Source organism: Ruegeria sp. HKCCE4148 (genome assembly GCF_017872495.1).
GTDB lineage: Bacteria > Pseudomonadota > Alphaproteobacteria > Rhodobacterales > Rhodobacteraceae > Ruegeria.
This window is the reverse complement of sequence record NZ_JAEDOS010000003.1, coordinates 74,403-99,024: the sequence shown is the minus strand read 5'-3', so window position 1 is coordinate 99,024 and position 24,622 is coordinate 74,403. Positions and strand designations below refer to the sequence as shown.

Below are 24,622 nucleotides of genomic sequence, written 5' to 3'. Positions count from 1 at the left end.
GTTAGATAATTGTAAGACTATTTTTAGAGAAGCAATAATACTAAAGCTTGATTTTCCAAGTTCCGGTTTTACGATTGAAAGGGCTGTGAAAGGGGAATCAACGGGTGAACAAGATCAACGCGGCCAATCTTCCGGACGGGACTAAGGCGCAACGCGTCTACTTGCATCTGCATGATCAAATCACCGAAGGACAGCTTTCGGCAGGGGAAACCCTGCCCGGTGAGCAGCGGCTGGCCGAGAAGTTCAGCGTCTCACGCGTGACCATAAGGCGGGCGCTGGACGCGCTTTCACGAAATGGCCTGATCGAACGTCAAGCAGGCAGCGGCACCCGGGTTTCCGGCCGATCTACCCTTGGGGCACCTGCGGCGATGGATTTCAACACGCTTATGCCGCAGCTGGTCGAAATGGGGCAAAGCACTGCCGCGCGGCTATTGTCCTTTTCGTACGGCAAGGCTCCGGAGGTGGTGGCGTCGGCCATGGGGCTACCGAGCGACCAGCAGGTGCAGATCGCAACGCGAGTGCGCCTGACTGATGATGTGCCGTTTTCACATCTGACGACTTACGTTCCCGCTTCGATTGCGCAGAACTACTCGGAAAGCGACCTCGCCACGACACCGCTGTTCAAACTTCTGGAGCGCAGCGGTGTGCAAATTGAAGAGGCACATCAGACCGTTTCAGCAACTTTGGCAGGGCCTGATGTGGCCGAGGCATTGGGCGTTGCAGTCGGTTCGGCGTTGTTATCGTTGAAGCGGATCGTTCGGGACGTCGAAGGCAATGGGGTTGAGTATCTTTCCGGCCTCTATCGCTCTGACATGTTTCGGCTCGAAATGCCTTTGGCGCGCGTGGGAACCGGTTCAGCCCGGCATTGGGAACCTGCGATTGGACGCGGCGAGGAGACTGGGAAATGAGCGCACCGCGCACCATGCTCGACAAACTTTGGGCCTCGCACGAGGTTCTGAGGCGCGAGGATGGTGTTTCGTTGCTTTGGGTCGACCGACACTTTGTGCATGAAGGGTCGCATCATGCCTTTGCCAAGCTGGCAGAGCGTGGCCTATCCGTGGCTGAACCTGCCCTCACCTTTGCGGTTGCAGATCATTACGCGCCCACAAGAAACCGAGACCGGATTGCCGATCCAAAGATCGCCCGGATGATCGAAACCTTGCGAAACAACGCATCGGACCACAACATCAGACTTTTTGATCTAAGCGACCCGTCGCAGGGCATCGTTCACGTCATCGGGCCCGAGTTGGGTCTGACATTGCCCGGGCTACTTATCAATTGCGGGGATAGCCACACATCCACTCACGGGGCATTTGGCGCGTTGGCTTTCGGGATTGGGGCGACAGAGGTAGCGCATGTGTTGGCGACACAGACGGTTTGGCAGCGAAAACCCAAGGCAATGCGCATAAACGTCGAAGGTCGTTTGGGGTTCGGCGTTACGGCCAAGGACATTGCCCTGAACTGGATCGGGCAATTGGGCAGCGGCGGTGCGCAAGGCCATGCGATCGAGTACGGAGGTCAGACGATCCGTGATCTGTCGATGGAAGGGCGCATGACACTGTGCAACCTCTCAATCGAAGGCGGGGCGCGGTTTGGCATGGTGGCACCGGATGAGGTAACGCTTGCCTACCTTAAGGGGCGTGAATACGCGCCTTCGGGCGCAGACCTACAGAGCGCCCAAAAGGCGTGGCGCGGCCTGATCACGGACGAAGGGGCCGTTTTCGACCGCGAGGTTACGCTGAGCGCAGCTGACATTGCGCCTACTGTGACGTGGGGCACCAGCCCGGAACAGGCCCTGCCCATAACGGCCAGCATTCCCGGTCCAGACCCCACCGATCCAGCCAAGTCCAATTCGGTGCGCGAAGCATTGGAATACATGGCGTTGAGACCGGGGCAGCCCTTGGACGGTATCCCGGTGGATCAGGTCTTTATCGGCTCGTGCACGAATGGGCGTATTGAAGACCTTCGCGAGGCTGCTTTGGTTTTGTCGGGACGTCGGGCGCGCGTGCCGGGGCTTGTCGCGCCGGGTTCGGCGCGGGTAAAGGCACAGGCCGAAGCCGAAGGGTTGGACAGGATATTCCAAGATGCCGGGTTGGAGTGGGCCGCGTCAGGTTGCTCTATGTGCGTTGGCATGAACGGAGATGTTGTGGCCGAAGGCAAACGCTGCGCATCCTCGACCAACCGTAATTTCCGTGGACGCCAGGGACGCGGCGCGCGAACGCATCTGATGTCCCCGGCGATGGTCGCCGCAGCGGCCGTGACAGGGACAATCACTGATGTCAGGCCGCTTTTGCAGGGCAGGGCAGCGTGATGGCGGGGTGGAGCACTCAAAAGGGGCACGCCATAGCACTGGCGATCGGCAATATCGACACGGATCAGCTTATCCCGGCGCGTTTCATGTCAGTCCCGCGCAGCGAGGGGTATGGCCGGTACCTTCTGCACGACATGCGGCGGGACGATGATGAACAGCTGAAAGCAGACTTCCCGCTGAACCGCCACGAGGGGATCAGCATACTGGTTGCCGGACATAACTTCGGCAGCGGATCGTCACGTGAGGCGGCGGTTTATGCGCTGGTCGACGCAGGCATTCGTGCGGTCATCGCACCCAGTTTTGGTGACATCTTCGCCAACAATGCCATCAATAACGGCCTGCTACCCGCGCGAGTGGATGCCGAGAAGGTGACGCAGCTACAGCATGCGCTGAAAGATGCCCCAGTCCTTGCTTCGATTGATCTGACCGAGAAGCGGCTAACCCTTGGGGACATAACAGCGACCTTTGAGCTGGACGAAGGATGGCGTGTGAAACTGATCAACGGCTGGGACGACATCGACCTGACTCAGCAGCATAAGCAGGCAATCAACGCGCATAGGGACAATCGCAACCGGGCCGCCCCTTGGGCCTGGCCGAACAAACCGGAATAGGACACGTCGCGCAAAGACGACGCAACACGGGTCAAGAGACCTGAAATTAGGGGAAACCAAGAAAATGCCCCTGAAACAAGTGGAGGAGTAAATATGAAGATGAACGCATTGGCTGGCCTCATCGCAGGGGCCGTGATCGTCGCCGGAACGGCCAAAGCCGAAGAAACGATCTCGGCGGTGCACGCCTTTCCCGAAACGCTGATCTATACGCAGAGTTTTCTGGACTTTGTCGAAAAAGTTAACGAAGCGGGCAAAGGGGTCATCCAGATTGACGTGCGCGGCGGGCCGGAAGCCATTGGCATGTTCCAACAGCCCGATGCGGTGCGCGACGGAATTGTTGACATGGTTTACACTCCAGGCTCCTTCTACGGTGGCGCGCTGCCCGAGAAAGACGCGATGGTCGCGTCGAATCTGACCGCGATTGAAACGCGCGAAAATGGCGGAACGGAACTGATCGATCAGATTCACCAGGACAAAATGGGCCTGAAATACCTCGGCTGGTTCGATAGTGGCGTCTGCTACAACCTTTGGACCCGCAACGAGCCTAGTTTTGATGCCGACGGTAATCTGGAAGTTGAAGGGCTGAAACTGCGCGGCAACAACGTCTACAACGCTTTCTTCACCAACTATCTTGGTGCGCAAGTGATCGACCTGCCCACAGGTGAGGTGTATTCGGCCCTGCAACGTGGTGTTGTTGATGCGACAGGCTGGACCCAGATTGGCCTGATCGACCTGAAATGGAACGAGTTCCTGAACTACCGCATTGAGCCATGCTTCTTCTCGACCGATCTCGGCGTCATCGTGAACCTCGACCGCTGGAACTCGCTGTCTGAGGAGGCGCGCACGATCCTGCAAGATGTGGCGATCCAACACGAAAAGGACAGTGTTGAAGCCTTGCGCAGCAAACGCGACGAAGACTTTGCGGCCCTTGACGCAGCAGGCATGACGGTTGTTAGCCTGGAAGGTGAGGCAAAGGCGAACTACCTTGCGGCGGCCCGCGAAAAGACATGGGAGCGTATGAAAGGCCTGATGGCCGAGCAACCCGGCGGCACCGATAACTATGATCGCCTGATCGAGCTGTTCTACGATCTCGACGCTGCGAACTAAGACCACTGACAGGCCCGTTCCAGACTGACGGGCCTATCACTTTTCGGGGCAGAGCAGGCGGGATGATGAAAAGGACCTATGACGCAGTGCTGTTTGGTATGGCCATTGTCGCTGGCCTTTTGCTGGTTTGGCTGATGCTATCCGTCATCACGTCGGTTCTGATGCGAAATGCCGGGCTGCAACCCTTTGCATGGCTTTTTACATCTGCCGAATACGGGCTTTTGTACATGACCATGCTGGGTGCGCCTTGGCTGGTTCGGGAAAAGGGCCACGTCCACATCGAACTGGTGACGGCCGCGCTGCCAGTTGGTTTGCGCCGGATTGTTAGCAGAACAGTGGCAGCCGCCTGCGTTTTGGTCTGCCTTATCCTCGCCTGGCAAGGGGCTGATCTGGTCCTGACAAATATCGAGCGCGGGGACTACGACACCCGCGCTTACTATTTCCCCCGATGGATGCTGACTATCGCCTTTCCGCTATCGTTTGGAATGATGGCGATCGAGTTTTCGCGCTTTGTTTTCGGGCCTGAGCTGATGCACAGCGGAGAAGCAGGGATACACGAATAATGGAGTGGTACGAAGCGCTTGCCCTGCTGCTTGGGTCAATAGTGTTCCTGATGGCCATCGGAATGCCCGTGGCACTGGCTTTTCTGGCGGCCAACATTCTGGGCGCTTGGGTTTTTATGGGGGGTGAGCGAGGCGTCACGCAACTCCTCAACAACGGGCTGGGCGCATTGACCAAATACGCGCTCATGCCAATCCCGCTGTTCCTGTTAATGGGCGAGATATTCTTCCACACCGGGTTGGGCGGGCGCATGTTCAGCGCGATAGACAAATTGCTGGGCCGCCTGCCGGGACGGCTGAGTTATGTGACCGTTCTGGGGGGCACTGCGTTTTCAACCTTGTCAGGGTCGTCCATGGGCTCAACCGCGCTTTTAGGTTCGCTTATGGTGCCGGAAATGAACCGCCGCGGATACAAATCGTATATGAGCATTGGACCAATTTTAGGAACGGGTGGCTTGGCGATCATCATCCCACCCTCGGCGCTTGCCGTTCTTCTTGCCACACTCGCACAGATAGACGTCGCAGCCTTGCTGATAGCCGGAGTAATTCCCGGTTTGATACTCGCCTTGTTCTATATTGGCACGATCTGGCTTCAGACCCGGCTGGATCCCGACGCAGCGCCAGCCTACGACGTCGAGCCGATGTCATTGGCATACCGCTTGAAACTGCTCATGACTGAGGTCGTGCCGATGGTTGGCGTCATGGTCGTGATTATCGTCTTGATGATTCAAGGCTTTGTTACGCCATCCGAGGCAGCAGCGTTTGGCGCATTGGGCGTGTTGATCCTGGCTGCCATATTTCGCTGCCTATCGTGGGAGGCGATCAAAAAGTCGGTCATCGGCGCCCTAAAGGTCACGTTGATGGCCTATTTGATTGTCTTTGGCTCGGCCACGTTCAGCCAGCTATTGGCATTTTCCGGAGCGTCTCGGGGATTGGTGAATTGGGCCATCGCGTTTGAACTTGCCCCACTGGCCATGCTGACGGTGATGTTCGCTGTCTTGCTGCTTCTTGGCATGTTCATGGAGCAGATCTCGATCATGTTGCTGACCGTGCCAATCTTCTTTCCACTGGCGCAAACGCTCGGGTTTGATCCGATCTGGTTTGGTCTGATCATGTTGCTTTCGCTCGAGATCAGCTTCACCACACCACCATTTGGGTTGCTGCTGTTTGTGATGAAAGGCGTCGCGCCGCCCGGAACCACGATGCGCGAAATCTATACGTCGGCATTCCCGTTTATTTTCTGCTCGATCCTGCTGGTCGTTCTGCTGATCATTTTCCCAAACCTGGCACTGTTCTTGCCATCCTTATGAGACTTGCTTCTGTGGAAGACGCGCGAATGCTCTTGTGAAGTTCGCTGACCGACAGTGCGCACGTGTTTTTCGACGATATTCAGGCAGGACCCTGCGAGCAACCCGCGCTGAGCTCGCTTTGAATGAAAGCAAACGGCAGGTTTGTCCGCATTGCAGTCGTTCGGCTTAACTTCGGCGAATGACTGCATCGAGCCCAAAGCGGTCAACGTATTTTTTGGAACGGTGACCAAAAAGCTAACCTCACTGCCTTCGTTCTTCGGCAGCCCGGCGAACCGCAAGGACCGCTGCGGCATAATCTCCCAATGATATTCCTCGGAAAGCGAAGGCAGCCGGATTCTCTCGTGCTGAGGTATCAAATTTTTCAGAAACAAGTTCCATCAAATCACCAGTGACTTGCTGATACGGCAGCATTGGCTTGTCGCTCTCTAATTCCTGTTTTCGGTCGTCAACAATAACAGTTTTAAAGGCGGTCATGCCCTCTGGAACCCACGGAATACAGGCATCTGTAATAGAGGCGAAGGCAGTTGGTTTGAGCCAGCGAGCATCCAAGAAGGGTTTGATCGAATAATCCAGTGTTACTGATGTCACCACCAGATCGGCACCCTGCAAGGCATCCTTGGCATTTGCGGCTGTTTCGGCCTCAAGGCCCATATCCCGAGCATGGCTACAAAGTTTATCGACATTCTCTTTGCCACGCCCGAGCACACGAATACTCGCCAGCGGAAAGATTTCCGAAAACGCTTTCAAATGGCTGTGAGCCTGCACACCCGCACCCACAAATGCCACCGTCTCAGAATTAGGTTCAGCAAGCCGACGAGCCGCCACCATTGACAGTGCTGCTGTTCTGACAGCCGTTATCCAGTTCGCCCCCAAGACAGCTCGGAGAAGTCCGGTTTGCGCGTCCATAACCATGATCGCACCGTTTATTGCCGGGAGCCCCCGTACCGGATTGTTTGGGCATACAGTAACTTGTTTAGTCACGATGAACCCATCATCTCCCATTGCCAAGGTAGACATTGCGTATCGTCCATCCCCAGGCAAGATGGCTGTCTTGGGAGAAGTATGAAGTTTTCCCTCCGACTTGGCTGTCAGGGCAAGCTCGATGGCTTCGGTTACTTCGGAGGGCTGGATACCTAAATCCTCCAAGTCTTTGTCAGATAGATAAATCGGTTTTCCTTCAAAAGTCATGTTTGCGTCCTGCCGGGTTATGTTCTCTGGTTCAATACAACCGAAACAATAAACCCTTTGACCCAATGAATGGCTAAGAAATTTGGCCCCGTAATCTTGGAGACGCAATTAAATTCTAACGACCGCTTCGTCCGCACTGCGGTCGTTGAGTGGAATTCATTCAAAGTCTCCACTGAGCCCAAAGTACCGGATACTGCGCAACGATCACTTGGCGGGTTCTGCACCGTAGTCCGCCTCCGATCGGTCTTAGTTCGAAGGTGCAACATTTTTGGTGCATACTTCCCTGCCTGTTTGCATTTGCGCGCGCTTACATCGCCGTGTGCTAGCTACAACTGCGTGACACCGGCACCCGGCTCTGTTTATCCGTCGAGCATCGCGAGCACGGCGTCGCGTTCGGACAGGACCAACAGCAAGGCAAGATCACCCGGTTCCAGCTTTTCCAATATCATCGAGGCAGCTAGAGAGGGCGAAGATGCTCTCAGGATTTGTTGCGCGTCATATCCCTGTTCTAAGGCGGATTTTTTGATCAGGTCCGGGATTTCTCCCAATTCGCGACCTCTTAAATACCCTTCCAGTTCGGCTGCGACGACTACGTCGGGCTGGAAATTTAACGCCGTCGCGGTAACGTCCCGAATATCCTGATCCGACCGATCGCCAGCATGGCTGAGCATAATGTAACGCCGTTTCGCCGGTAGGCTTGACAGCGCATCGCAAACGGCCGAAATCGAGTGCGGGTTATGCGCAAAATCCACAAAAACACGCGCATTATTGTAACTAAACTCGTTGCAGCGTCCGGGGTTGTCCTTGGCGTCGGGTTTGAACCCGGCCAACCCATCCCGAGCCCCCTGAACGGGCAAGTCCAGTGCCAAGGCAAGGCACAGGGCCGCCAGCGCGTTCAGGATATTGTAATTCGCAGCGCCGCCCATGGTCAGCGGAACATCGGAAACTGCAATGACTACCTGTTCGACCGCACCGTCGAAAAAGACGATATCTCCCTCCTGCACATAGGCGCAGCACTTGCCCGCATCACGCGCCTGACGGACAAGGTTGTTCTGCGCATCCAGCGAGAACCACCAGATATTTGCGGATGTATTTTCCGCTTCTGCGCGGACATACAAGTCATCGGCATTCAGTGCCAGCACGCCACCCTCGGCCAGCGTGCGATGCACGGCGAATTTGGCCTGAGCCAGTTCCGGCACCGTGTTGACCCCGTATTGCCCCAGATGGTCGTTTGCCACATTGGTGACCGCCGCTGCCGTTGCCGCGCGGGTCGGCAGACCCCGGCGCAGGATACCTCCGCGCGCGACTTCCAGACAGGCGACCTCCAGCCTTTTGTCACGCAACAGCATTCGCCCGCCGCCGGGGCCGGAATAATCGCCACGGTCGAGAATGTCGTCTCCCACCCGCACAAATTCGGTCGAGGTCAGCCCGGCAACCTTGCCCGAAGCGCGGGCGATCGCCTCAAGTAAACGGGTTGTGGTTGTTTTGCCGTTGGTTCCGGTTATGAAGGCCACCGGGATATTGTGCAGAGCCGACCAGTCCAAGTCATCGGGGGTAGGCAGCGCATCGACCGGCCAGGTCTGACTGCCAGTACCGTGCCCGATCGACACTTCGTCATCATCGCACAGGATATCCACACCATGCGCTTCTGCTGCCGCAATCAGGGCGATCAGCGCGGGATTGGCTTCCTTCTCCATAACGCATTTGACATCCGCAACCATCTGATCGAAATCGCCGGGCTCGGATGCCAACAGTTCGGCAGCACAGAAATGCCAGACGGTTTGCACCGCGAAGATCGCGGAATAGAGCTGATCCATCGGTGCTGAAATCGCCAGATTGACGCCACCGGTGAAACTGCGGTGGGTTACGTCCTGATCCTGCCAGCCAAGTGCGTCCAGCACGCGGCGCGCGTGTTTTTCCCACAAAGCAGTGACCTGCGCGGTGCCGGTATCGGTGAAAAACACATCCATCACCGCGCCGGGGCGGTTCCACAACAGTCCCGGCCCGGTCAAGCGTCGGGCATCGTCTACCCGGATATGATCGGCGTACGCGCTTTCAATTGTCAGCGCGTTTTCAAGCTCTTCGATCCGGTCCATTCCGGTACCCCCGCTTAATCCGCGTCTTCGCTGATGTCGCGGGCCAGGCGCACGCCGCGCGCATCCCGGATCAGGTTCTGGTCGCTTTCGAACATGTCCTCGAACGAGGTGTCGATGGGGCTTGCCACCGGCGCAGCCTCTGTGACCGGCGCTTCGCTATCGGAGTTGAAATAGATGATCTGCTTCCAGCAGCGCGTTGTGTCATCACCGAAAATCACCAGCAGATCGCCCGGTGCGGCCTGTTCCAACGCTGCAGTCACCGCTTTGACCTCATCCGGGATGATCGTGATCGCGGCATCATCGACGCCGTTGTCGATCAGGGCCTGCCGCATCATTTGCGGTACTTCGTCGTGTCCACGGCCCCGGCGGCGGTCATCTGCCTTGCAGATGAAATGATCAAAATGCCCGGCCAATGCGGCGGCCCCGTCGATGATATCCTCATCGCGCCGGTCGCCGGGCATCGCAACAACGCACAGCCTTCGGCCCTTGACCTCCAACTGATCGGCCAGAGCCGCCATCGCCTTGAGCGCGGCAGGGTTGTGGCCATAGTCGAGGATCACCTTGAAGGGATGCTCGTCATAGACATTCATCCGCCCGGGTGCCTGGAAATAGCTGGTGTCGAAGGTACGCAGCCCATGGCGGATATTGTCCAGATCCACTCCGAAACTATAGGCCATCGCGGCGGCGAACATCGCGTTCTGGACGTTGAAAATGGCCTTGCCTTCCAATGCCGCCGGGATCAGATGCGACCACAGCACCGGGATATGAAGACCGTTGTCATAAATGGTCAGCATGTCACCATTCATGCCCTTTTCAAGCACAATGGCCTTGCCGCCCGCCTTGATATGTTCCTTGACCAGGCTGTGCCCCGGATTGGTGGTGACATAAAAGATCTGATCCGCACCGGCATAGTCGGCCATTTTCAAACAGTTGATGTCATCGGCATTCAGAACTGCCGTGTCGGTGGCGCTTTCCACCACCACGCGTTTGACAACGGCCAGTTCCTCAACCGTGTTGATGCCGCCAAGACCCAGATGATCTGCCGAGACGTTGAGGCAGGCCGCTACGTTCGAGCGCTGATAGCCCAGACCCGAGCGCACAAGTCCGCCGCGTGCGGTTTCCATCACCGCAAAATCGACAGCCGGGTCGCGCAGAACGATCTGTGCCGACTTAGGTCCCGTCATGTCGCCCTTCACGCTCAGCTTGCCGTCAACATAAACGCCATCGGTCGAGGTCATGCCAACGGTCTTGCCGCTGGTTTTCATGATGTGCCCCAGCATCCTTGAAGTGGTCGTCTTGCCGTTGGTTCCGGTGATTGCCGCGATGGGAATGCGGGTTTCCTCGGTGGCCGGAAACAGCATGTCGATCACTTTGCCCGCCACGTCGCGCGGCTGACCTTCGGACGGTGCCACGTGCATCCGGAAACCAGGGGCGGCGTTCACCTCGACAATCGCGCCGCCGATATCCTTGTAGGATTTGGTGATGTCGTCGATCAGGAAATCGACGCCGCCCACATCCAGCCCGACGGCCATGATGGCACGCTCGGCCATGTCACGGTTGTCTGGGTGCACCACATCCGTCAGATCAATGGCCGTGCCGCCAGTCGACAGGTTCGCGGTTGATCGCAGATAGAAGACCTCGCCGTCAGGCAGCACAGTTTCTTCCGTCACGCCAGCATTTTCCATCAGGCGGTTGGCCTGATTGTCGATCTCCAGCATGGTCAGCACTTTTTCATGCCCGATGCCACGGCGCGGATCCTCGTTCACGATATCGACCAGTTCGGCAATCGTGTGCGTGCCATCGCCTACTACATGGCCCGGCACGCGCTTGGCTACAGCGACCAGCTTGTTGTTCACCACCAGCATCCGGTGATCGAACCCGGTGATGAAGCTTTCCACCAGAATGGCGCGGCTGCGGGAATGTTCCTTGGCTTCGGCAAAGCCTGCCTCGACCTCTTCGTCCGAGTTCAGGTTGATCGAAACACCACGCCCATGATTGGCATCGAGCGGTTTGACCACCACCGGGTGCCCGATCCGTGCGGCGGCGCGCACGGCTTCACGCGCGGAATAGACCATGCGTTGCTGCGGCACAGGCAGGCCCAGATCGTTCAGCAGATTGTGGGTGTCTTCCTTGTCGCAGGAAATCTCGACCGAGATATGCTTGGTCTCAGAGGTTATGGTTGCCTGAATGCGTTTCTGGTATTTGCCGTGCCCGAACTGAACCAATGACCCAGAATTCAGCCTGATCCAAGGGATGTCACGCTCTTGCGCGGCCTTAACCAATGAGCCGGTTGAGGGACCAAACTCCTTGCGCTGTGCCCGCAGCACAAAGCTACGCAACTCGTCATCCCAGTTGAATTCCGGGTCGAAGTCGTAGTCCACCTGTTCCTTGAGGGATTGCGGCAATAGATGCATCAGCAGCCGCATTGCAAGCTTGCCTGCGTCCAGTCCAACATCGCGCTGGCGGTATTCGTAAACCATGTTGTATTGGCCGGGTTCGCCTGTGCCGCGCGTGCGGCCAAAGGTTACATCCGAACCGGCCACGTTCTGCACTTCGATGGCACAATGTTCCAAAACATGACCAAGCCAAGTGCCTTCATCTTCGCGCAATCGGCGGATGAAACCACCGGGTTCGCGGTAGGAACAGCCATGTTCCGCCAGACCGGGAAGGGCCTGGGTCAATGCATCAATAAACTCGGAACCAATTTTGGCCGAAGGCCAATCTTCCAGAACGCCCAGATCAATGACGTGGCGAATGACCGGAAAACTTGCCCAGACATTCGGGCCGACAAAGACATTGGTCGAGATTATTTTCATGAGGCTCCCCGTTGGTAAGCTTATTGTTTTCCCCCGCTGGCGGCCTCATCCTCGGACAGATCCGGCAATGTGCAGAACGCCATATGCTCATCCGGCGGAAAAGCCTGGCGAGCCGTCAGATCATAACGGCACCCTTCACCCAGAACGTCAAGCCGAAGTCCAAGAAGGCTGAGTGCTTCGCCGCGACGGGCATCCCACATCGAAGAATGGGTCAAATGGCTGGCATCCACCACGGTAACCGTTCCGCTGCCGATTACTTCAAAGACGTTATCGGGCCCAATGAAGGCCGCCGTGTCTTCGTCAACGCCCAATCCGATTAGAAAAGGGTTAAAAGATGAAGCGGTTAGCAATCGACCCAGGCGGTTGCGTTGGGTGAAGTGCTGATCAATGATGACGGCGTTGGTCAGACCCATACCGGGAGCCAGCGTGATGTTACCTTCGGCTGGACCAGAGTTGCTGCTGCCACCTGCTACCATATGCTCGGACATGATCGAAGCACCGGCCGATGTTCCTGCAACCGGCACCCCTGCCGCGTTTCGGCGCCGGATTTTCTGGGCGACCAGCGTGCCTCCAAGAATCGCTGACAGGCGCAACTGGTTCCCACCGGTCATAAAAATTCCGGTAGCACGATCCAGCATCCCCGCGTAATCCGGGTTGTCGCAATCGGCGCGGCGCGAGATAGGCAGGAATTCAACCTTGCCTGCACCAAGCTCGGAAAAGATGCGGTTATAGTCCGGTCCGGTTTCTTCCAGCATCGAGGCTGTTGGGATCACGACGATATCAGCGTCGGCACCGCCGGACAGCTCTACGAACTTTCGGTGAATCTGCATTTCCTTGACGCGGTCTTCACCGCCGCCGATCGGAATGATGAACCCGCGCGGGGTTTCTGCATCAACGGGTGCAGGGCACATATCTTAACTACCTTCCGGTGCTATAGCGGGCAGCCACCGGGGACCGCGCGGACGCTCAAACCTGTTCATACATGCCGCGTCGGGCTATCTGGCCGTCGCGTACATGCCATTCCCCCCGGGCCATCACATGCCGCACGGCAGTGTTTTCGTCAAGAACGACCAAATCAGCGTCCATACCCACGTTCAGACGACCTTTTTGGTGCAGCTTCAGCAGGTCGGCGACATTTGAGGTCAGCGGAGCCAGCGCTTCGGGCATTGGTACTCCTCTGTTGGTGAGTTCGCGCAGCGTGTCCGGCAAAGTGTCCGACAAACCCACACCAAACCGTGTCAGATTGCCTTCATGGTCAAAGGCGGGCAGGCATCCACCACCGTCAGAGCTGATGGTGAACCGGTCGGCGTGACCGCCCAAATCGCGAAACTGAATGTAGGCCTCAGTAGCAGAGATGCCCGGCTCGACATGTCCGCAGGGGAATGCGGTAGCGTCGATGTAACATCCGTGCCGTGCTAGCGCCACGGCCTGTTCGAAGAGTGGTTTGTTGCGATTGACATGGGTTGGATTGAAGACGCGTGCGGGCATTTCGCAGGTCGCGATGGCTTGTTCCAACATTGACAGCCCTCGCTCGCCATCTCCCATATGGCAATGCACAATCCCCGCCTTGCCAGTCATCAGGCCTGCGACATGCGCTTCGCTTGCGATCCGCAGAAACTCGTCCAATGTCGGTTGGCTCGACCGGTGATCACTGATCGCCAGTTCCCCAACACCGATGACCGGATCAAGGAACACAATGTCTCCACGGGCTGAACCGGTGAGGGTGGTCAGTGGGACGTGATAGCCACCGGTGTGACACCAGGCTGAAAGTCCTTCTTCGCGCAACCCATAGGCCTGTTGCACCAGCGTCTGCGTGTTGCGGGTCAGATCGTCCGTGCCCAATACTCCAACGACTGAAGTGACACCGGCACGCGTGAAAGAGGACAGGACAAGCGGCGGCACCCGACTGGCTGGTCCGGTTTCACCGCCACCGCCAGTTATATGCGCATGCCCATCAATAAAACCCGGAACAACCGCTGCGCCTTCGACGTCAATGATCTCTGCCTGAAGCTGGTCAGGCAATTCGGGTTTATTGCTGCCGAGGTAAATGATGCGTTCACCCGCAGTGAGAATATGGCCCAAACCAACAGGTTCAGGTGAATAGAGGCGCGCATTCTTGATGAGCTTCAACACGTTGCAAATCCGTCAGTAGGAGCGAAGACGTCCTTCTTTGCACCAAATGGCAGCAGAAGAACCATCCCCTTTTTCGGGGAAAGCGTAGATGTCGGTCGTACGCCACTAGCAGACAATGAGAAAAATGAAGCGGATGGCAAGGTTGTCCGCATAGCGGTCGCTCGAAATATTCAGGCGAACGTTGGCATTGAGCCCATAGGCGACATAGGTGATGAGCGTAGTATTTGTCGTTTAGGCGGAACAGGAAGTTTGCTGTATTCGCAAAAGATCGACGGGCCGGAAAATATACGAACTTTTATCAATAGGCCTGTCTGGAACCTGCCAGCTGCGGTCTGGCAAAAAAAGTGCCGAGTGATGCTGTCAACCGGCTTTTGGTTCCGGATGGGAAGATCTGCAAACCCGAAGGAAAAGACACTTGCCGCACCTCGCAAACCTGGCATGGCATCGGGACAACATTTTTTTCAAAGTGGCCGCCGAAGGTTCCGCTCCTTGGGAATAATTATTAACTTGCGAATATGAAAAACTTAATTTCCCGCGGCATATCGAAGGCCCTCGGCCGTGGCAGACCACAGCCACTCGAAAACTCAGAGGCTATTCCGGAGGAAATTAAGAGTACTCAAATGCCACGGGAACAATCCGAAATCTTGTCGCGCTGTCTGTCGATTGATTTGGAAGTTGATCCCAAGGAAGCCAAGTTGTTTGCCTTTGCAGCCGTGCCGGAAGGCGATGGAGAGGGGATTATTCATCGGAAAGGTGATCCGAAGGCCGCGCTTGAAAAGCTCGACTTGTTTTGCGCCGGTTTCGCACATGTCATTGGTCACAACATTCTGCGCCATGACCTGCCGCATCTCATGGCGGTCTCGCCGCGCTTCGCAAAGCTCGCGGACGGACCGATTGACACGCTGTGGCTCAACCCCTTGGCGTTCCCGCGCAATCCCTACCATCATTTGGTCAAGCACTACCGCGATGGGCGGCTTCAAAGTGGTTACGTCAACGATCCCGAGCTCGACGCGCGTCTTGTGTTCGAGGTTCTTCACAACCAGATCGACGCCTTCGTCTCGCTGAACACGTTGTCGCCAGAAACGATGATCGCCTATCACTGGCTGTGCTGCCGAGGTCCCAGTAGCGTCGGATTTGATCGGTTGTTCAGCGACGTGCGCGGGGCGCCCATCCCGACGGAAGTGGAGGCGCACGAGGCCATTCAGGCGTTGCTAAAAGACGTGGCCTGTGGCAGGCAAGTGGACGCTCTGCTCGAGCGGCTCTCGGACACTGGACTGGGTTGGCCGATGGCATATGCGCTCGCTTGGATTTCGGTCGCTGGTGGGGATTCTGTTATGCCCCCTTGGGTGCGGGCGCAGTTCCGTGATGCAGCGCGACTTGTCAAAGATCTGAGAGATACGAATTGTCGTGATCCGCACTGTGCCTATTGCGCAGAGCACAATGATCCCACCCGTGCGCTCGAGCGCTGGTTCGGCTTTCCAAGTTTCCGCCCGGAACCAGTCGACGAGAACGGACGCCCGCTTCAAGAAAAGATTGTGGCGACGGCCATGGAAGGCGACAATTTGTTGGGCATCCTTCCGACGGGCACGGGTAAATCCATCTGTTATCAGATCCCCGCGCTGTCTCGGTTCGACAAGACCGGGGCCTTGACCGTTGTTATATCGCCGCTTGTGGCGCTGATGGCAGACCAGGTTCAGGGCTTGGTACGGGCCGGAATTTCCTCGGCGGTCACGATTAACGGGTTATTGTCTTTGCCCGAGCGTCAGGATGCGCTCGACAAAGTGCGGCTTGGGGATGCTGCGATCCTTTTGATTTCGCCGGAACAACTGCGCAGCACAACAGTTCGGTCCGCTCTGGCACAGCGCGAGGTGGGGCTGTGGGTGCTGGACGAGGCGCACTGCGTGTCCAAATGGGGGCACGATTTCCGACCCGACTATCGCTACGTCTCGCGGTTTATCAAAGAAAGCTCAGGCGACGAACCGGCTCCGGTGCTTTGCTTGACCGCGACAGCAAAGCCGGACGTCGTGCAGGACATCCGAACTCATTTCAAAGAGCGGCTGGGGTCCGAACTGGTGTTGATCGACGGTGGCGCATCGCGGTCGAACCTGAGCTTCCAGGTGCTACCAACGCAGCGTGCCACCAAGATGAGCGATATCCTCGACACGATCGAAGCCCAGCTTCCGCGCGAGGGCGTGTCTGGGGCGGTCGTCTACTGTGCGACCCGAAACGCAACTGAGCGCGTGGCGGAGTTCTTAAAACAACAGGGCATTGCTGCTGAACGGTATCATGCGGGCCTCAGCCCCGATGACAAACGTGAGATCCAGGAGGACTTCCGGGTCGGCAATCTCCGCGTGATCGCGGCCACCAATGCCTTTGGGATGGGGGTCGACAAGCCGGACATCCGTCTGGTGGTTCACGGGGACGTGCCGGGGTCGCTGGAAAACTACCTGCAAGAGGCGGGTCGCGCCGGGCGAGACCGCGAACCTGCAAACTGCGTCCTGTTGTTCAATACAGAAGACGTTGATCGTCAGTTCAGCCTCAGCGCGCGTTCTCGACTCGCGCGGCACGAAATCGGCGCGATCCTGAAGGCGCTTCGGCGCCTTGATGCTCGGACCGGAAAAGGCGGTGAAATTGTCGCTACACCCGGTGAGATCGTTCATGAGGAGAAAGAGCGAGATTTCCATCGGGACAGCAATACCGACGATACGCGAGTGAAGACGGCCGTCGCCTGGCTGGAAGAAGCACATCTTCTGAACCGCGAGGAAAACTGTGTGCAGGTGTTCCCCGGCTCGCTCCGAGTAAAAAGCATGAAGGAAGTCCGTGAAATCCTTGCATCCGCTGAGATCACCGAGCGGCGGCGCGAGGATCAGGCACCGAAGATATCAAGCACGTAGGAAGCTGGCTGTCTGGCTGATCCGTCAGTTGAATGCTTGCCGCATTCACAAGTCATGGTTTGAGATGTGGCCGGTGAAAGCAGCTTGGGGGATCGAACGCCGAAACAAGGAATACAGCCAACCGCCCCTGCGCGAGGGACATCGGGATCATAACGATGTTGGTGAGTATCGAATTTGTCGCCATTGCCACCAGCAGTTTGAACCAGTGCGTCGTGCTCACTTCTTCTGCAGCAACACCTGCCGGTCAGCGTCTCACCAATATTGGCGATATGTCCGAAAGAACGGACGGCATAACCACAGTGGTGATTTTCACAACCGAAAACGCAAGAGGCCTCCCTCCGAGTTCAGCAAAGAACTGGCCTTTGGAGGTAGTCGGAATGGATGACGTGCGGGCACGGTTGAAACGTGTATTACCGAAGGCCGCTGCCACAATGGCGCGGTCGATAGCAGGAGGGAACCGGCGCGGCAGACACCTGTTGGTGAAAGCCTACGGTGAGGCCGAAACTGCGCGCATGATTGCCGAGGCCAAGGCTCAATTGGCAAAGGAGGAAGCTGATGCCAAGAAAGACTGATTACCTGTCCAAACACAACGAGCTTCGCAGGCGCAACGGCCAGTTACCTTTGTTTCCAATGAAAGGATCGATGAAGCGGGGCGCTAAGCTTACCAACAGAAAAGCCGCTCAAGGCACCTCTGGTCTGAAGAAGTTAAGAGATACCAGTGCTGCTCTGGCGAATGGTGGTTATCCCCTGAGCCGATCACAGAAGTACGGTAAGTGAACATACCTAAGCCCTTGGGGTTTCTAAGGCTACTATTGGGGAGTGGTCACCGATGGCCGTCCGGACCTCCCAGTTCAGGCTCAATAGGCAATCCATGGTCCGGAGGCTCTACGCCATGCTTCTCTAACCATTCGAGTACCTCCCCCCACTGCGTTTGGATCGACGGCTTTCTGCGGAATTCCTGCAGTTGCTCTAGCCTGCATCGGAGATCATGCGGAATTGTTCTGGGCCAGCGTCTAGTTGTCCGGAAAGTGGACAGTCAAATTGAAGGCTTCGGGTTCGGACTGCACGATCTCGGTCATCTTCTCATAGAGACAGAAGCTGACCTTTCTAATTTGCTCAATAAAATCCGGTTGATCGCGCCATCTTTAGAACTGTAAACCTTCATCGTGCTGAGCGAAAATAGCGTAGAATGGTTGATCATGGTTTACGTCTATTGGTCTCGCTTCCGCAGTAAAGTTCATCATCTCGGCATCCGAATGGGCGACGAGTTTGTTTCGAAGTCGCAGAACACGGTTGTGAAGCTGTTTTTGATCCTGGGTCAGGTCGGCGCGGATTTGCTTGAGTGAAAGACGTGGTACCTTGCTTTTCCCGTCAGAGAACGGTCGGGCATAGGAAATGATCGCGGTGTGTTCATAGCAGCGAAAGCGACGCAATTCGACTTTGGAATAGCTGGGCATCCCGAAGACCACCTTCTATCGCTGGTACGACCGATATCGTGCCGGTGGTCCCGACGCGCTTGAAGACCGCTGCCCCAGGCCATCGCGGGTCTGGAACCGCATTCCCACGCCAGTACGCGAGAAGATCAGGGATCTGGCCCTCAAGGAAAGTGAGCTTTCCCCGCGTGAGTTGGCGGTACGCTTCACCGACACGGAAAAGTATTTTGTGCCAGGGGCTTCCGTCTATCGCATCCTCAAGTCGTACGACCTGATCACTAGTCCGGCTTATGTGGTTTTGTCCGCAGCGGATGAGTTCCAGGACAAGACGACGCGACCGAACCAGCTCTGGCAGACCGACTTTACCTATCTGAAAGTGATCAGCTGAGGATGGTTCTATCTCAGTACGATCCTGGATGATTACAGCCGTTACATCATCGCCTGGAAGCTTTGCGCGACGATGAAAACCGAGGATGTGACCGATACGTTGGCCCTCGCTTTGCAGGCCTCAGGTTGTGATCAGGCAACCGGGCTGCACAAGCCGCGTCTGCTCAGCGACAACGGGTCCAGTTACATCTCTGGTGAGCTTGCAGACTGGCTGGAAGATCAACAAATGGATCATATCCGAGGTGCGCCATATCACCCACAGACCCAAGGCAAGATCGAGCGCTGGCATCAAACTCTCAAGAACCGCATCTTATCGCAAAACTATTATCTGCCCGGCGACCTCCAACAACAGATCGACGCCTTCGTCGAGCATTACAATCACCGTCGCTACCACGAAAGCCTACAAAACCTCACGCCGGCTGATGTCTACTTCGGGCGCGGGCAGACCATTCTGAAACAACGCGAAAGGATCAAACGGAAGACAATCGAAACAAGGCGCTTGCTTCACCGAAAATCCGCCGCATAATCGGAAAAACCAGATGGGCCAGATCCTCTCTTAGCTATGGCCGCCTTCTGTACCAAAACCCCTGACGACGGACACTGGCAACATTCGTCTGCTCTCAATCAAAATAAAGGCAATTCATATGGACTTGACTGTACTCATGAAAGACCTGCAGCAACGACGCGACGAGTTGAAACTGCAACTGCACCTTGCGTCGAAAGAAGCTGAGGATGAATGGACAGAGCTTCAGGCCGAATGGGACAAGTTTCTTACAAAAGCCGAGTTCGAAAAGTCCGCTGAGGAAGTTGGAGAAGCGGCACGCGATCTCGGCCTCAAAATGAAGGCCGCGTATGACAAGATGAAAAAGGCAACCTGATCAAGCAGGCTATTGGGTGATTCAGTGCGGCCTCAAACCCGGCTGCCAGCCCGCCAGAAGTTTCATAACTTTGGGCCCAACAATAATGCGATGGGTCTCGCAGAAGGATCCGCGGCCGAACCAAAGGAGACCGAACGATGAACCTGGTCGCAATTCTCATGAAAGATGTTGAAGCGGCGCGCTCCGCGCGTGGCAAAATTGCGGGATTAACCAGAATGGCGCTTGTTCAGTTAGAAGACGCGGTTGTCGTCTACACTGAAGATGGCGAAATCAAACTTGATCAGACCGTCAACATGACGAAATTCGGGGCTCTGGGCGGTCTTTGGGTCGGTGTGGTTATCGGTGGCGCTATTGGTCTGATGAGCGGGAATCCAGCGCTATTGGCTGCAAGCGGTGTGTTTGGGTCACTCACAGGTGCCGTTGGAGGATCGGTCGCTGATCGTGGCATTCCGGATGATTTTATGAAGAAAACAGCACGATCATTGGAAGATGGTCGTGCCATACTTTTCCTATTGGGTGGAACCGAGAACCCAGAAATGGTTCTTGAAAAGCTGTCTGCTTTTGAGGGTGAGGTGCTGATATCGGATTTCTCTGACGATGTCGTGCAACAGATCAACGATGCTCTTAAGTCAGTATAATCCGCAGGTGTGTTCATCAAAACGATGATCGTTTAGCCATCATACAACGACACCACGGCTGCAGGAAAAAGCTCTTGCCAGTACGTTTTCGGCTCAAGTCTCTGACAGGACTGCCGAATAGGTTACGGAGGGCTCTTCAGCTTCCGGTCCAGCGCCATTTCAATCGCTATAAGCCGGGACGGATGTAGTTGAGGATGGCGGAAATGGTTGCATTGGACAAAGAGCTGACTGCCATGGAAGACGAACTGGACGAAGCCGCTGAAGAAATGGCGACAGACATCCAAGAAAGTATCGACAAGACCAAATCAAAGGTCAAAGAAGCAAATAGACCGCATTGACGCTCGGCTAGAGGAGATCGACGCGGAGTTCGATGCTAGGTTGGATGCAATTGACCAGCAAATCGACTCGGCGACAGAAAATTCGAAAGCTCGGTTCCAAAAGAGAAAAGCAGAGATACAAGAGGAATACTCTCACAGAAAAGCTCTTTTGAGCAAAGCAGCCAAGCTGGCAGGTGAGGCACTCGGCTAACGGGCCAACGAACCCGCCAAATTCTAAAGCGGGTTCGACACAGCCGTTTGCTGGAGTTACAAATCGAATTTATGGAAGAAAACAGTTTTCGAGAGCCACTTTCCACTTACGGTGATGCTCTGTCACGGTGGTGGAGCTCAGTAGATCATCCCGCGGCCCTTGCCGCGATCGTGTTTTGTGCGGCGGTTTTGGTTTTTCGTCGTGCACTGGCCATGGTGGTGGTTTCAGCGCTCAATGCATTGCTGTCAAACTTATCTTCCGAGATTGGTGAAGCGACGCGTGAACGCCTCGTTTCGGCTACTCAAGTACTTCTTGTAGCCCTATCGATTTTCCTTGTCTCTGAAGCTCTGGAACTTCCCGAGTTTACAGGTGGCCTCTTTAGGAGCGTTCTAGCGACCGCTGCCATAGTGGCTGTGTTTGCAACTTGGTATGAACTAGCGGGTAACTTTGTTTCAATCTTAAAAACAGGTGAGTTTCAGGATGTAACCCTTGAGGCCGACTGGACCACTAGAGTTACTCGCTTCGCCATTTTTATCTTTGGACTTACTGCGATATTGAAGGTCTGGAACGTCGACATTAGTGGAGCTCTTACTGGCGTCGGTGTTTTGGGCGCAGGGCTTGCGATCGCTGCACAGGACTTAGTACGGAATTTGATCGCGGGAATGACCAACCAAAGCGAGGCTCGATTTGTCACCGGAGACGCCATAGAAGTTGATGGCAAGTTTCTGGGGACGGTTAAAAAGATCGATCTGCGTTCCACACTCGTGGTTGGCTTCGACCAAGTGCCCCGCCATGTTCCGAATGCTGATCTGTCAAATTCTGTTGTTAAAAATTACTCAAGAATGCAGCACAGGCGTATCCTGATTTCAATTCCACTTGTTCTTTCGTCGTCCCGTGACCAAATTGAAAAAGTTAGACGTGATTTGAGTGAGTTCTTGAAGAACAGTGGGGCCTTCTCACTCGATGATGATGCTCCCAAGTACGTTAACGTATCGGGTATCAGCAACAGTTCCATCGACATTCAGTTCTATGCCTGGACGAAGTCTGGTACTTATTCAGACTATCTGGAAACAAGTGAACGCCTTGCCCTAGAAGTTTTAGAGACTGTCGCAAGGGCAGGCACCGCGCTAGCCTACCCCACCCAAACGATACATATGGCAGAGCACGCAGGAAAAAGCTGAAGCCAAACGAACTGGTGGCTAACGAGCCATTTTCATTTTGCAGAACACCTTCGTCTCTGCGCTCTTTGGTTCATTTAGTTCTTTCGCTACCTCATCCTCCAAAAATGCACGGGTGCTTATTTCAGTCATTTCATCCGCGTCCGAATTTGTTGGCGTCTGGACGTCGGAGTTGCCAGACTGGTCGGACAGTGGCCCCCAAACTGCGCGAAGTGCCCCAGCCGATTAAGCGATGTTGTATTTTGTATGCATAACGTGTTCAATTTGAGACAAGTTTACCAATAGGACTCAATTGTTTGGACCCAACTCGCGAAGACAATACAAAAGTGCCGATTTGGTTCCTCACGATGGTCACTATCGCTCTCGTGATTTGCGCTCTGTGGTTCGGGCGCGGGTTTCTCATTCCTCTTGCGGTAACGGGTCTTCTTTATATTCTCACCTCTGCGCTTGTTGATAAGATTCAGCACACCAGTTTGATTGGCTGGTCGCCACCCGGCTGGTTAGCTCAACTTCTGAGCACGGTTTTGATAGTCGGAGCGGTCGTTCTTCTGGGTCTTGTTGCCGCTTCATCAGCGGATGATGTTCAAGACGCGTTGCCAAGATACCGGGAGCGCTTCTCAATTTTGTCGGAACAACTGGAAGGTTTTCTCGGACCCAAGATCGTGATCGCAATCCAACAAGCCATGGAGCAAGCCGATGTAGGGCGTTGGTTTACTGCAGCAATGAGCGGAGTGGGCGGAGCACTTTCAATGCTTGGCCTTATAACGCTCTATTTGATCTTCTTGACTGCTGAACGACTAGCTTGGGCTACTAAATTGCCACTTTTGGCTTCTGGGGAGGAAGAGGCACATCGCGCCAAGAAAGTGCTTTCGAGAATTTCCAATGGCGTGAAGCAGTATATGTGGGTGAATGCAGTAACAAGTGCCATGAGCGGCGTTGTTGCATTCGCCATTTTTTCGTGGGTTGGCTTGGACTTTGCGCCACTACTTGCACTGACCGTGTTTGTAGCCGGCTTCATTCCAAACATTGGGGCGTTCATCGCAATTGCGCTGCCCTCTCTCGTTGCTCTGATCCAATTCGATACTATGAGGCCGTTTTTAATCGTGTTGATTGGCTATGGCCTTGCGGATCAGTTCATCGCCAATGTCATACAGCCGAAAATGCAAGGTCGCTCTCTGAACCTCAGCACGTTCATGGTAATGGTCGCTCTTACTTTCTGGGCCACTGTCTGGGGCGGGATCGGCGCGTTTTTAGCGATACCGATGACGGTAATCGTTATGGTTTTTTGTGCAGAAATCCCCGCAACACGGTGGATCGCAATAGTTCTGTCAGCGGATGGTCAATTACTGGAAGAGCAGACTGTTGCTTCAAAAAAGAATAATCAATCGGTGTTGTCGCATATAGGCCAATCCAAAAAACGCCAAGAGTTTGAAGAGGAAATTGAGCAACTTCGCGCAGACTTCGACAGTAGAGATAAATAGTCTACGCTTAACAGGGGCGCGACTATATCGATGAAGTTCTCTACCAGTGTCAAAACGGCGGCCAGGTTGTCAAATTTTTTAAGCCACCATTATTTGCCCCTGTAATCGATTGAACGTGGCTGCAGCGATGACGGCGAGTAATGGATCAGCAAACAGTGGTTGAACCGTGCATGCAAAGTGTTTGGAGGGTATCGCAGTCAAGCGTTTGGCTTTTGGTTCGGATCTCAATTCCAATCCCAAATTAGCAAAACTGTAGCGCTGCGAGAGTATACAGAACTTTGAATTTAAACTAATACTTACATCATTAAATAAGTTCTGGCCCGCAGCGATAGGAGAGATTGACATGGCTGATATTGCGAAATGGATGGATGATCTCAAGCAAACACGTGACGAGCTTCGTTTGCAACTTCATCTTGGTGCGAAAGAAGCAGAGGATGAATGGGAAAGCCTTATGCGTGACTGGGACTCGTTCTTGAGTAAGTCTCAGTTCGAAAAGTCCGAAGATGAAGTCGGAGAAGCGGCCCGCGAGCTGGGTCTGAAGATGAAGGCCGCCTACGAACGTATGAAGAAAGCAGTTTAGTCTGCGGAAACAAGCGAGGATCACTAAACGCGAAAAGTTTTGAAAAACTCAAACGTATGGCGTGGCTACGTCATTTTAATTGAGGTGTTCTGAGCGAGATAGTCTCAATCGCGTAGTGTCCTTGCAAAATTGCCATCTCGACGATTGTTCATTTCTTAACCGCAAGGGACAGGCGATCAGATCGCGCGCCGTCGTCTTGCGGTGGCACGCTATCAATCTGGCTTAGTGGTTTTGCTATGCTTGTTGCAGTGATTGGCCTATTTTTTGGGAACGTTGCCTGTTCTTCTGTCTGGGCGATAACTACGGGAAAGCGCTGGGCGGCGGAATCCTTGCTGTTTGAGCCTGGATCTTGCTGTCGTCCCGGTGCTTGTCGCGCCTCGAATGAGCGCTGAACGAGAACCGGAACCTGTCATTGAATTTCGCGATCTCGCAATGGACGATATCAAGGCGGCATAGTCGGAATGGCTGGGTGAGGCAAAGCATCTGGAAGAAA

At 55.2% G+C, this 24,622-nt stretch carries 20 protein-coding genes and 2 pseudogenes; 16 read left to right on the top strand and 6 right to left on the bottom strand.

Annotated elements, in window-relative coordinates:
• Positions 1-104 precede the first annotated feature (104 nt).
• The 6 genes from I9187_RS10350 to I9187_RS10325 all read left to right on the top strand — a co-directional run bounded on the left by I9187_RS10350 (position 105) and on the right by I9187_RS10325 (position 5,899).
• A complete protein-coding gene (locus I9187_RS10350; RefSeq protein WP_209940177.1) occupies positions 105-908 on the top strand; it encodes a GntR family transcriptional regulator in 804 nt (267 codons plus the stop codon).
• Positions 905-2,311: a 3-isopropylmalate dehydratase large subunit gene (leuC, locus tag I9187_RS10345; protein ID WP_171175861.1), complete on the top strand. Its 1,407-nt coding sequence runs from the start codon at positions 905-907 to the stop codon at positions 2,309-2,311. Before I9187_RS10350 ends, leuC begins: the two co-directional genes overlap by 4 nt.
• Positions 2,311-2,922 (top strand): 3-isopropylmalate dehydratase small subunit, encoded by a 612-nt coding sequence (gene leuD, locus I9187_RS10340; protein ID WP_171175859.1) that lies wholly within the window; start codon positions 2,311-2,313, stop codon positions 2,920-2,922. Before leuC ends, leuD begins: the two co-directional genes overlap by 1 nt.
• Before the next feature lie 99 nt (positions 2,923-3,021).
• A complete protein-coding gene (gene dctP, locus I9187_RS10335) occupies positions 3,022-4,029 on the top strand; it encodes a TRAP transporter substrate-binding protein DctP (RefSeq protein ID WP_245223201.1) in 1,008 nt (335 codons plus the stop codon).
• 62 nt (positions 4,030-4,091) lie between these two features.
• Positions 4,092-4,592 (top strand): TRAP transporter small permease, encoded by a 501-nt coding sequence (locus tag I9187_RS10330; protein WP_171175855.1) that lies wholly within the window; start codon positions 4,092-4,094, stop codon positions 4,590-4,592.
• The gene (locus I9187_RS10325; RefSeq protein WP_171175853.1) at positions 4,592-5,899 is read left to right on the top strand and encodes a TRAP transporter large permease subunit; all 1,308 of its coding nucleotides are present in this window, start codon (positions 4,592-4,594) and stop codon (positions 5,897-5,899) included. The genes I9187_RS10330 and I9187_RS10325 overlap by 1 nt, the downstream gene beginning before the upstream one ends.
• A gap of 240 nt (positions 5,900-6,139) precedes the next feature.
• Here I9187_RS10325 and I9187_RS10320 read toward each other — a convergent pair whose 3' ends face one another.
• The 5 genes from I9187_RS10320 to iadA form a co-directional block, all read right to left on the bottom strand.
• Positions 6,140-7,087, bottom strand: a complete 948-nt coding sequence (locus tag I9187_RS10320; RefSeq protein WP_171175835.1) for an ornithine cyclodeaminase family protein — start codon at positions 7,085-7,087, stop codon at positions 6,140-6,142.
• Between the two features lie 359 nt (positions 7,088-7,446).
• Complete coding sequence (locus I9187_RS10315; protein ID WP_170353284.1) at positions 7,447-9,183, bottom strand: Mur ligase family protein; 1,737 nt, start codon at positions 9,181-9,183, stop codon at positions 7,447-7,449.
• Between the two features lie 14 nt (positions 9,184-9,197).
• A complete protein-coding gene (gene cphA, locus I9187_RS10310) occupies positions 9,198-11,999 on the bottom strand; it encodes a cyanophycin synthetase (RefSeq protein WP_171175831.1) in 2,802 nt (933 codons plus the stop codon).
• 20 nt (positions 12,000-12,019) lie between these two features.
• Positions 12,020-12,910, bottom strand: a complete 891-nt coding sequence (locus tag I9187_RS10305) for a cyanophycinase (protein ID WP_170353282.1) — start codon at positions 12,908-12,910, stop codon at positions 12,020-12,022.
• Between the two features lie 55 nt (positions 12,911-12,965).
• Complete coding sequence (gene iadA, locus I9187_RS10300; RefSeq protein WP_170411834.1) at positions 12,966-14,132, bottom strand: beta-aspartyl-peptidase; 1,167 nt, start codon at positions 14,130-14,132, stop codon at positions 12,966-12,968.
• A 620-nt stretch (positions 14,133-14,752) separates the two neighbouring features.
• Here iadA and I9187_RS10295 point away from each other — a divergent pair.
• The 3 genes and pseudogenes from I9187_RS10295 to I9187_RS10285 form a co-directional block, all read left to right on the top strand.
• Positions 14,753-16,993, top strand: a pseudogene (locus I9187_RS10295) (RecQ family ATP-dependent DNA helicase); the annotation flags it as partial.
• Between the two features lie 410 nt (positions 16,994-17,403).
• A complete protein-coding gene (locus I9187_RS10290) occupies positions 17,404-17,598 on the top strand; it encodes a hypothetical protein (RefSeq protein WP_209940176.1) in 195 nt (64 codons plus the stop codon).
• Positions 17,582-17,803, top strand: coding sequence for a hypothetical protein (locus I9187_RS10285; protein ID WP_170619892.1), 222 nt, complete (start codon positions 17,582-17,584; stop codon positions 17,801-17,803). The genes I9187_RS10290 and I9187_RS10285 overlap by 17 nt, the downstream gene beginning before the upstream one ends.
• A gap of 368 nt (positions 17,804-18,171) precedes the next feature.
• Here the strand turns inward: I9187_RS10285 and I9187_RS10280 are convergent, their stop codons facing one another.
• Positions 18,172-18,483, bottom strand: coding sequence for a hypothetical protein (locus tag I9187_RS10280; protein ID WP_170611859.1), 312 nt, complete (start codon positions 18,481-18,483; stop codon positions 18,172-18,174).
• Between I9187_RS10280 and I9187_RS10275 the strand changes: the two are divergent.
• The 7 genes and pseudogenes from I9187_RS10275 to I9187_RS10250 form a co-directional block, all read left to right on the top strand.
• A pseudogene (locus tag I9187_RS10275) lies at positions 18,464-19,372 on the top strand (IS3 family transposase); the annotation flags it as partial. The gene I9187_RS10280 and the pseudogene I9187_RS10275 sit on opposite strands and share 20 nt — an antisense overlap.
• 118 nt (positions 19,373-19,490) lie before the next feature.
• On the top strand, positions 19,491-19,724 hold the full coding sequence (locus tag I9187_RS10270) for a hypothetical protein (protein WP_170567908.1): 234 nt from the start codon (positions 19,491-19,493) through the stop codon (positions 19,722-19,724).
• Positions 19,725-19,861: 137 nt separating this feature from the next.
• Entirely contained in the window at positions 19,862-20,362 is a 501-nt protein-coding gene (locus I9187_RS10265) for a DUF1269 domain-containing protein (RefSeq protein ID WP_171238617.1), read from the top strand.
• Between the two features lie 203 nt (positions 20,363-20,565).
• The gene (locus tag I9187_RS22110; RefSeq protein WP_256368552.1) at positions 20,566-20,700 is read left to right on the top strand and encodes a hypothetical protein; all 135 of its coding nucleotides are present in this window, start codon (positions 20,566-20,568) and stop codon (positions 20,698-20,700) included.
• A 237-nt stretch (positions 20,701-20,937) separates the two neighbouring features.
• Positions 20,938-22,071: a mechanosensitive ion channel family protein gene (locus tag I9187_RS10260; RefSeq protein ID WP_170567909.1), complete on the top strand. Its 1,134-nt coding sequence runs from the start codon at positions 20,938-20,940 to the stop codon at positions 22,069-22,071.
• A 293-nt stretch (positions 22,072-22,364) separates the two neighbouring features.
• The gene (locus I9187_RS10255; RefSeq protein ID WP_170567910.1) at positions 22,365-23,549 is read left to right on the top strand and encodes an AI-2E family transporter; all 1,185 of its coding nucleotides are present in this window, start codon (positions 22,365-22,367) and stop codon (positions 23,547-23,549) included.
• Positions 23,550-23,892: 343 nt separating this feature from the next.
• Complete coding sequence (locus I9187_RS10250; RefSeq protein ID WP_170422163.1) at positions 23,893-24,129, top strand: hypothetical protein; 237 nt, start codon at positions 23,893-23,895, stop codon at positions 24,127-24,129.
• Positions 24,130-24,622: the final 493 nt, after the last annotated feature.

Excerpts from the sequence above, each read along its gene's own strand:
- leuC (WP_171175861.1), top strand. The coding sequence starts at position 905 with ATGAGCGCACCGCGCACCATGCTCGACAAACTTTGGGCCTCGCACGAG.
- leuD (WP_171175859.1), top strand. The coding sequence starts at position 2,311 with ATGGCGGGGTGGAGCACTCAAAAGGGGCACGCCATAGCACTGGCGATC.
- dctP (WP_245223201.1), top strand. The coding sequence starts at position 3,022 with ATGAACGCATTGGCTGGCCTCATCGCAGGGGCCGTGATCGTCGCCGGA.
- I9187_RS10330 (WP_171175855.1), top strand. The coding sequence starts at position 4,092 with ATGATGAAAAGGACCTATGACGCAGTGCTGTTTGGTATGGCCATTGTC.
- I9187_RS10325 (WP_171175853.1), top strand. The coding sequence starts at position 4,592 with ATGGAGTGGTACGAAGCGCTTGCCCTGCTGCTTGGGTCAATAGTGTTC.
- I9187_RS10320 (WP_171175835.1), bottom strand. The coding sequence starts at position 7,087 with ATGACTTTTGAAGGAAAACCGATTTATCTATCTGACAAAGACTTGGAG.
- I9187_RS10315 (WP_170353284.1), bottom strand. The coding sequence starts at position 9,183 with ATGGACCGGATCGAAGAGCTTGAAAACGCGCTGACAATTGAAAGCGCG.
- cphA (WP_171175831.1), bottom strand. The coding sequence starts at position 11,999 with ATGAAAATAATCTCGACCAATGTCTTTGTCGGCCCGAATGTCTGGGCA.
- I9187_RS10305 (WP_170353282.1), bottom strand. The coding sequence starts at position 12,910 with ATGTGCCCTGCACCCGTTGATGCAGAAACCCCGCGCGGGTTCATCATT.
- I9187_RS10290 (WP_209940176.1), top strand. The coding sequence starts at position 17,404 with ATGGATGACGTGCGGGCACGGTTGAAACGTGTATTACCGAAGGCCGCT.
- I9187_RS10285 (WP_170619892.1), top strand. The coding sequence starts at position 17,582 with ATGCCAAGAAAGACTGATTACCTGTCCAAACACAACGAGCTTCGCAGG.
- I9187_RS10280 (WP_170611859.1), bottom strand. The coding sequence starts at position 18,483 with ATGCCCAGCTATTCCAAAGTCGAATTGCGTCGCTTTCGCTGCTATGAA.
- I9187_RS10270 (WP_170567908.1), top strand. The coding sequence starts at position 19,491 with ATGGACTTGACTGTACTCATGAAAGACCTGCAGCAACGACGCGACGAG.
- I9187_RS10265 (WP_171238617.1), top strand. The coding sequence starts at position 19,862 with ATGAACCTGGTCGCAATTCTCATGAAAGATGTTGAAGCGGCGCGCTCC.
- I9187_RS22110 (WP_256368552.1), top strand. The coding sequence starts at position 20,566 with ATGGTTGCATTGGACAAAGAGCTGACTGCCATGGAAGACGAACTGGAC.
- I9187_RS10250 (WP_170422163.1), top strand. The coding sequence starts at position 23,893 with ATGGCTGATATTGCGAAATGGATGGATGATCTCAAGCAAACACGTGAC.